Genomic DNA, 8,050 nt, shown 5'->3' with positions numbered 1-8,050 from the left:
TTGAAACTAGGTATATGGTTATCGAGAGCTAAAAAATATTTTCCAAATAGCCACAATACTATTATTCGTTGGTTTGATGAAATTATTGCTTACTTTGATAATAGGACAACTAGTGGTACTGTTGAGGGTATAAATAACAAACTCAAGCTAATTAAACGCTCGGCTTATGGATTTAGAAACTTGGAAAACTTCCGGATTAGATGCTTATTAAATTGGCATTTTAATTGTTGATCTAGCATAACAGGTACTGAAGAGCCAAGAATTTTCATCGGCGATCACCAGAACTACCGTCATAATGACAGCTGAAGCCGTAGCGACTACCCATACCGGTTGTGTCCAGAAAGTGTCGATAACTTTCTCCGGTATTTTTTTAATGGTTTGACTCCACGACTGCTCTGATAATTGAGTCTGAAATTGTTGATAACTGTCGGTAACTTTCGCTAGAATTTCTTTGAAAATATCCCCATCTAACTGAATTGATACTAAAGGCTTTTTCTGCGGCTTTATTTCGGGTTGAAATGGCTTATATTCGTTTCTTTCTACCTTTAATTCTGAAGGTTTCTTAATAGTTGCTGTTTCATCTCGTACAACTGTTGGTTGAGCTTTTTCACCTGCACCTTGCAACATCGTTTGCGTTATCGCTCTATAGGCATTTACCCACGCCAGCTTGACTTCAGGAGTCCAATCTTGCTGGAGATATTGCTCCAAAGATACCAGCAGGGCTTCCCCAACTGGACCATAATGTTTGGCAGTTGCCCCATATCCGATGTGTCTACCTCCCAGAGCTTTGAGAACTTCCCCTAAAGCATCGGGATTGCGGAGACTTTCTACCACCAACACCAGAGCATTAATCAGCTTCTTCTGTTGCTTTGCCATATCAGTTGTGGCAAACAACGGTTTCACTTCTGGGTGCGCTGTAAACAGATTTTCGTAGAAGCTAGCTGCAAATTCATCAGCACGAAGTTTGACTTTCTCAAAACTTTGTTCCAGTATCTCTACAGGTAATTTTGACTCTAAATCTGGGACTGACTGGCTTTTTTGTTCTGCTGGTGCGGTTGGTGCTGTCGCTGGTTGTTTGTGTGAAGTTGCCCTTGTCTCTACTTTTTCTGGTGCATGAGCTACACCTGCACCTTGTAACATCGTTTGCGTTATCGCTCTATAGGCATTTACCCACGCCAGCTTGACTTCAGGAGTCCAATCTTCTTGTAGATATTGCTCCAAAGATACCAGCAGGGCTTCCCCAACTGGACCATAATGTTTGGCAGTTGCCCCATATCCGATGTGTCTACCTCCCAGAGCTTTGAGAACTTCCCCTAAAGCATCGGGATTGCGGAGACTTTCTACCACCAACACCAGAGCATTAATCAGCTTTTTCTGTTGCTTTGCCATATCAGTTGTGGCAAACAACGGTTTCATTTCTGGGTGCGCTGTAAACAGATTTTCGTAGAAGCTGGCTGCAAATTCATCAGCACGAGATTTAACTTTCTCAAAACTTTGCTCTAAAAGTTCAACGTTCAAAGACATATTTCGCCCCTAATTTAAAAGCTAAACTTTGCTATGCTTAAATCCTTATACTTTGCTCATAAGACCTTTTGGCTTATGAGCAAAGTATTTAGTATTCCAGATAGGTTGTTAATCAGAGTTTTTGATTTGAAAAGGTCGATAAGCTTCTTGAAAACTAAAAAGATACTGCGTCTGCACCTTTTAACATCTGTTGTGTAATTACTCCAAAGGCATCTGTCCACGCTTGCTTGACTTCAGGAGTCCAATCTTGCTGGAGATACTGTTCAAAAGTTGTCAGCAATGCTCCCCCAACTGCGGGATAATGTTGGGGAATTGTCCCATATCCAACGTGTTTGGCTCCTAAAGTTTTGAGAGCTTCCCCTAAAACCTCTGGTTTACGGAGATTTTGTACCACCAAGCCCAAAGCCGCTAACAGATGTTTCCGTTGCTCTGCCATATTCGTTTTAGCAAATAGCGGTTTCACTTCTGGATGAGCGGCAAATAGATTTTCGTAGAAGCTGGCTACAAATTCATCGGCATGAGGTTTGACCTTCTCAAAACTTTGCTCTAAAAGTTCAACGTTCAAAGACATATTTTGTACCTGACTTGAAAGGATAACCTTCCCATGTCTAAACACAGGGTTTTCTGGACTTTCCGCCCTTACGAATGATTTTAATTCCTTTTCTAGAGTCCGAGAATCCCTGTGCTTCAGCCAGGGCTTGAGCTTACAAACTCAAAGAATCTAATTCTTGCCACATCGCAGCCATAAAATCTCCTGCATTTTCTATGCCCATCTCTCCCAATGCTTGCCACTCCTCAGCACTGTAATCAAAATCGAGTCCCATCACATCTTGAGTCCAATAAGGCAAATTAGATGGGTTTTCCATTAGTTCGCACGTCATCTTCAAAATTTCTGTTCCTGAAAGCTTTTTTCTAGCCTTTACCGCCAAACAAAAGGAAAGTAATTTTCTTAAATTACTTTCTGGTGGAATTGACATCAGAAAAGCCATATTTTGTGCTAGTACAAACTTGTCTAACTTCATTGACTCTATTTTTCTTGCTAGTTTGGAGGTACTCAAGTAAGGTGTTTTTGATCGGGAGGGAGAGCGATCGCTCTTTTCAGATTTTATCCACAGTTACCAGAATTTTGGCTAGAAATTTTCTTTTCTATAGCCAAACCCGTATTTATGGCAGAGATTCCTCAATTGTAGCGAGAGTCCGGGAGGGCCGCAGAAATATACGTCAACTTTATCGGGCGCGTGTTGCTTTGCCACATCTTGGAAAATCTCCTCCCAATCTGGACGACCCGTTTGTGTACGGCTCTTTAAACCTGTAATCAAATCAACCTGCGTTTGGGAATGCATCAAATCCATTGCCACAAATAGGGTGCTGGATTTCATATCAGACTTTTGCTGGGCACCTGTCATATACAAATTAATGTCAAATAGGTTGTTAGTGTCTTCGGCTTCGATTCTGGATAACAGTTCAACAAACCATTCAAACGCTTTTTGCTCTCTGTTGAGCCAGTAAAAATGTACCTTTTGCAAATTCATTCTTGAAGAACCTTGTTTGTTGCGGTACAACATACTTTTCAAGATAGAGGCAAATGGAGTTATGCCAATACCCGCAGCGATTAGAATAGCGTACTTAGATTCAAAAATGTGGGTACTTGGCGTACCGTAGGGACCATCTAAATGGACAAGCACTCCAGGCTCGTATTTAGAGTTACCTGACCGTATCCATTGCTCGTGCTGCTCTCGGAAAAGTTGATATAACTTTCCAGTCCAACTGCCCGCAGAGCGTATGTGTACAGATAAGACATCCTGCATTTCGGGGGCGCTACTAATTGTAAATGGATGCCATTCATATTTGGAGAGACTGGGACATTTAACAAACACATAGTCCCCTGGTTGATAGTGGAAAGATTGCGAACGTGCAATTTCCAAACCTAGAACTTTGGAGGGGAGTAAAGTGGCATTAACTACATAGGCTGGCTCTTTTGTATTCCGAGCGCGAATAACCAGTTCGATCGCAAATCCCACAACAGGTAACAACACCCACTGCCAAAAAACTGGCCCGTGAACTAACGCCAGGGCAAACCACACGACTTACAACATATGAGCTGTATAGAAAAGCGCAAATTTTCCGCCTTTGCGGATTGGAGCTTGCGCTGTCACCCACATAACTGCGAAAACTAGCAGTAATAAAAATCCTGACAAGCCAGCCTTCGTTGCAAAAAGACTTTGTGCAAAGGGAATCGGCAATGTGGTGTAATTGAGAAAATGCGCGATCGTATGGACGATCGCAAAGGCAAACATGAATTGACCCACGAGCTTGTGAAACTCGATGCCCTCATCTATGGGCAGATAGTTGTTGATGCTCGTTTTGCGAAGCCAAGTCATAAAATGCCGCAACATGGGAATTAGGATCAATGCCCCGTTAAAGTTGAGCGCTGCGCCACATCCCCGCGCAATTTGTACGTACAAATTTGCGCCTTGGCTTGCGTATCGATCAACCGCTCCAAAGAAAAGCAACAAGTTGACAGCAAGATAGAGAGACAAAAAAGCAATCTTAACCCAGTTGTTTTGAATGTAATGCTTGACGTAGAGCTGGCGCGACCTTTTCTGTTTGGGCAGAACTGGTATGGTGTCATCTGGCTTGCGAGGTTTTAACCAGCTAACGGGGCTAACTGCCATCGCCTCAAGAAGATCGGGATGTTTTCCGATTAAACCTTTGAACTCTTTAAATGAAATTTCGCCACTTTTATCTGTATCAGCTTCTAAAAACAAAATGTCAATTAGAGCGGCAACTTGCTCCGGCGGAAAATCGAGATTATTTTCTTTCAAACTAGCAACAATCAAACGAGAAACTTCATCCTTTTCAATGGAACCGTCCCCGTTTATGTCGTGCAATCGGTAAGCAAATTCCAGTTTTTCATCTTCAGTTGCAAAGACAAGTTCCTCTACTGTTTTCAAAAACTCTTCAATGTTGATAATGCCACTTTTATCGCTATCAAATATGGAAAACATTCGGGTTGCAAAATATTCGTCTTTTAGCCCCAGAGCTTTCTTAAATTCTGCTTGGTCGATCTGTTGGTCTTTTCCGGCAATTTGGGTAAAGACTCTTCGCAATTCTTCTAAAGTTTTTCTGGGCGTATCCATCGTCCAATTAACCTCTTGAAAATTTTACTTTTTGGAGTATTTTTTCTAGCCTTTATCGCCTTAAAAAAGCAATTTTTTTAAATGACTTTCAGGGAGCGATATTAGAAAAACCCTATTTTGGCGTGTACGAATTTGTCTAATTTCATGGGTATCTATTTCTTTTCCTAGCTGGGAGGTACTATATTGATGTGTCACGCACTGTAGCTGGCTACAGTTGTTTCAACCAATCTCGTCCAATTTCAAATCGTCAATATAGAGCAAGAAGAAGCCAAGAAAAATGGTCAGTAGCGATCGCCAAAATGGTTGCATGGGGATGTCCCAGAGCAAACCCCAAATCCCACACCAGGAAATTATAATGGCGATCAGCGTATAGATGGTTGACAGATTGGAATATTTGGTTTTGAAGTAGTGGAAGACCTTTTCTCTAGAATTCATATCCTCGACAGCTTTTTCTGAAGGAGTTTTTTTCATAAATAGCAGCTCCTTCAAGGATAAATCGTCCAATAAAAGCATTGTCAAAGCCAAGGCATCATCAACACCACCGTCTTTATCTACTATTACTGGAACGGGCTGATTGGGAAGGACTATCATCCTAACTACTGCTCCATAAAACTAATCAGAAGGCGATATAAATCCTTGCTACCCAGGCAGAACCCGTTAAGCAAAGGTTTAAAATATTTCTAGTTGTAAATTAATCGTCCTTCTATATGGCTATTAAGATTTTGATGATGGCTAAAGTATTCTTCAAGGACATTCTGGCAAGAGGTTGAAACTACTTTTGCGTTGTCTAATTTTGTCACTTCTTCAGTTGTTATGCCTAGACTATGTAGGGAATTTTTGTAATGATATTCCTCTACACAGATAGTGTATTCAGCATCAGCTTGTACAGGTTGTCCATTAATGCTCAAATAATGCTCAAAGATTCAAGCTGATTTTGGGAATCACTGTAAACTGCCTGAGTACCTTTGCTTACCTGAAAACAACAACTTTCACCGGGAATTCTGTTTTCCAGTCTCATAATATGTGCAAATATCTGGGTGAGCTGTACGCCTGTAACTTTAAGTTTATAAAGTACATCGTCGTAAGGAAAAACTTCTTTAAGATCGCTCAGTGTCACTAGCGGCCCTAATTTTGTTTTACGAATTGAACCACTTCCTATCAGAGCTACATCTAACGTATCTAGTTGGGCAACAATATCAACGATTAAGTTACCCAATTCCGTTTCTTCTTCACGATTAGGATGGGTCAGTTTATGTGCTAATCTTCCAATTAGTCGATTATATTTGCGATCGACTTCTTCTTGGAAAGTCGCAATCAGCTTTTCGATTTCTGGATCTGGCTCAGCCAGATTATTATCTACAGGGAGGAGTTGCCACTTCCATTCAACGATGCTGTTAGTATCGTCATCCACTACAATATCGAAACGTCCAATTTGATCTGTGCCAATTCCAGCTTGTGCGATCAGAATATTGTTAACTTCGGCAGGTTGTTCTAAAAATGTATGGGAGTGTCCGCCAATAATCATATCCACACCCCATTGCGGGTTTAGCAATGCCGCTAGTTTTTTATCCTCTTCAAAACCGATGTGAGTTAGCAGAATTGTTAAGTCAATGTCCTCGTTTTTGTAGGCGTCGCAAATTTTACCAACTTCTGAAGCAGCATCTTCAAGATTTACGAATGTGCCAATACTACCGTCACGTTTTAATGACTTGAGAACTTCTTCAGTAATAATCCCGATGAACATAATATCGAATCCATCTACATTGAGGATGATATATGGATTCATCAAGCGTTTGTTGTACTTTGTGATATACAAGTTGGCATTCACGATTGGAAAATTTGCCATTTTTTCCAGGAACAGTAAGTGAGGTAACCCATAATCTAATTCGTGATTCCCCAGAGTCACTACATCTGGAGCGAGGTAATTCATAATCTCTATGGTTGAAAGACCTTTATATTCCTTATCAATGAGAGAACCCTGTACCATGTCACCAGAAATGACAAAAAGCACGTTTTTCTCTTCCTGGCGCACCTTATTGATATAGCCGGAAAGCAGCGACATTCCACCAATCAAATGACCTTCTTCACCCCCAGCCTCTGCCAGGAAGTCTCCATGCATATCATTTGAATGTAAGATCGTAAACTTTTTAAACCGCTCTGTGGTCATCATCATTTTTTACGTTTGTGAAACTAATACGTTTAATTTTGCCTATTCAGCGTTTCAGATCCCCGACTTCTTTAAGAAGTCGGGGATCTCGCCTTCACGAAAGAGCAGCGGTTGTGAATAGCTGCTTCAAATCTTCAACGAAGCTGGTGAAAAATTTGCCCTCATCGACCTGCAACGCCACCCAGGCATTTGCTCCTGTTTTCGGTGCAGGACGACTATCAATGGATGTCTGTCCCAGAGTCCACTCTCCCTTTGTTTCAACCTGGACTTTTGCCCTTTTCAACATCAGTGTTTCTGGATAAAATAGGTATCCCAAGGTTGCTGCATCATGGACAAGGAGACCTGGAATTCCTGCTGTTTCTCGATAACTCAAGGCTGTGCCAATCATGAACTCACAAAGAGCGATCAAGAATTGAGAAAGTTTACTCTCCGGATTCGCCTGAGTGACTGCCTGAGTCATCTCTCGCGTGAAGATTAAGTGCCGCGTCACATCTAGCGGCATCACAACAATATCATCTCGGCTATCAAATACTGTCTGAGCCGCTTCAACATTAAACCAAATATTAAATTCAGCATGGGGAGTCACATTACCAGGACAGAAGAAGGCACCCCCCATGATCACAATTTCCTTGGCTTTTTTCAGGATGCCGGGACTTTTCGTTTCCGCAGCAGCGAGGTTGGTCAGGGGTCCGATCGCTACAATGGTAATCTCTCCCGGAGCTGCGTTCAGCTCGTCGATGATGATTTCGTCGGAGTAGTGAGCTTCCTCAAAGTTATGCGTGGCTGGAGGTAAAGTATGGGACAGATTGCCCATCCCATCCGACCCATGAATATGGCCAGCATCTTCTACAATTTCTTCTTTTAAGGGGACACCGCGACCCACCTTTATGTCTGAGAACCCTACTAAATTTAAAATTTGGCTAGCACTAGAAAACGTGCGTTTAGCAGCGACATTGCCATCGGCGGAAGTAACAGCAACAAGTTCAGCGAGTCCTTGTTTGACCAAGCCGAGAAGCCAAAGGAAGGCGTAGATATCATCTCCACCCGGATCAGTGTCGAGAATAATTTTGGGATGAGTAAGTTGAGTTGTCACAGAAGTGTTGAATCCAGACATAAAACTTCATGAAAGATTAGACAAGCATATTGGGCAGTAAATCGTAGCTCCAATGCACAATGGAACAGCGGCGGCTCAATTCTAATTGCAAATAGCGAAATTTAT

General features: G+C 41.9%; 8 protein-coding genes and 1 pseudogene. 1 reads left to right on the top strand and 8 read right to left on the bottom strand.

What is annotated here, in order from left to right; genetic code table 11:
- Window positions 1–231, top strand: a 231-nt coding sequence (locus AC2VDX_RS12185) for a transposase (RefSeq protein ID WP_378179053.1), incomplete at its 5' end; no start/stop codon positions are given.
- On the opposite strand, the gene AC2VDX_RS12180 is transcribed toward AC2VDX_RS12185, so the two are convergent.
- The 8 genes and pseudogenes from AC2VDX_RS12180 to AC2VDX_RS12145 form a co-directional block, all read right to left on the bottom strand.
- The gene (locus AC2VDX_RS12180) at window positions 208–1,524 is read right to left on the bottom strand and encodes a globin family protein (RefSeq protein ID WP_378179050.1); all 1,317 of its coding nucleotides are present in this window, start codon (window positions 1,522–1,524) and stop codon (window positions 208–210) included. The two genes, AC2VDX_RS12185 and AC2VDX_RS12180, sit on opposite strands and share 24 nt — an antisense overlap.
- Before the next feature lie 154 nt (window positions 1,525–1,678).
- Window positions 1,679–2,095 (bottom strand): globin family protein, encoded by a 417-nt coding sequence (locus tag AC2VDX_RS12175; protein WP_378179047.1) that lies wholly within the window; start codon window positions 2,093–2,095, stop codon window positions 1,679–1,681.
- A gap of 133 nt (window positions 2,096–2,228) precedes the next feature.
- Window positions 2,229–2,546, bottom strand: a complete 318-nt coding sequence (locus AC2VDX_RS12170; RefSeq protein ID WP_486928165.1) for a hypothetical protein — start codon at window positions 2,544–2,546, stop codon at window positions 2,229–2,231.
- A gap of 108 nt (window positions 2,547–2,654) precedes the next feature.
- Window positions 2,655–3,608, bottom strand: a complete 954-nt coding sequence (locus tag AC2VDX_RS12165; protein WP_378179041.1) for an NADPH oxidase family protein — start codon at window positions 3,606–3,608, stop codon at window positions 2,655–2,657.
- A 3-nt stretch (window positions 3,609–3,611) separates the two neighbouring features.
- Window positions 3,612–4,664, bottom strand: coding sequence for an EF-hand domain-containing protein (locus tag AC2VDX_RS12160; protein ID WP_378179038.1), 1,053 nt, complete (start codon window positions 4,662–4,664; stop codon window positions 3,612–3,614).
- 219 nt (window positions 4,665–4,883) lie between these two features.
- Entirely contained in the window at window positions 4,884–5,255 is a 372-nt protein-coding gene (locus AC2VDX_RS12155; protein WP_378179035.1) for a hypothetical protein, read from the bottom strand.
- 89 nt (window positions 5,256–5,344) lie between these two features.
- Window positions 5,345–6,837, bottom strand: a pseudogene (locus tag AC2VDX_RS12150) (bifunctional metallophosphatase/5'-nucleotidase).
- Between the two features lie 88 nt (window positions 6,838–6,925).
- Window positions 6,926–7,945, bottom strand: coding sequence for a nucleoside hydrolase (locus tag AC2VDX_RS12145; RefSeq protein ID WP_378179032.1), 1,020 nt, complete (start codon window positions 7,943–7,945; stop codon window positions 6,926–6,928).
- Window positions 7,946–8,050 lie beyond the last annotated feature (105 nt).

This window comes from Coleofasciculus sp. H7-1, assembly GCF_057473865.1.
Note: the sequence above shows the minus strand (reverse complement) of the source record. Positions and strands in the feature narration are given on the sequence as shown.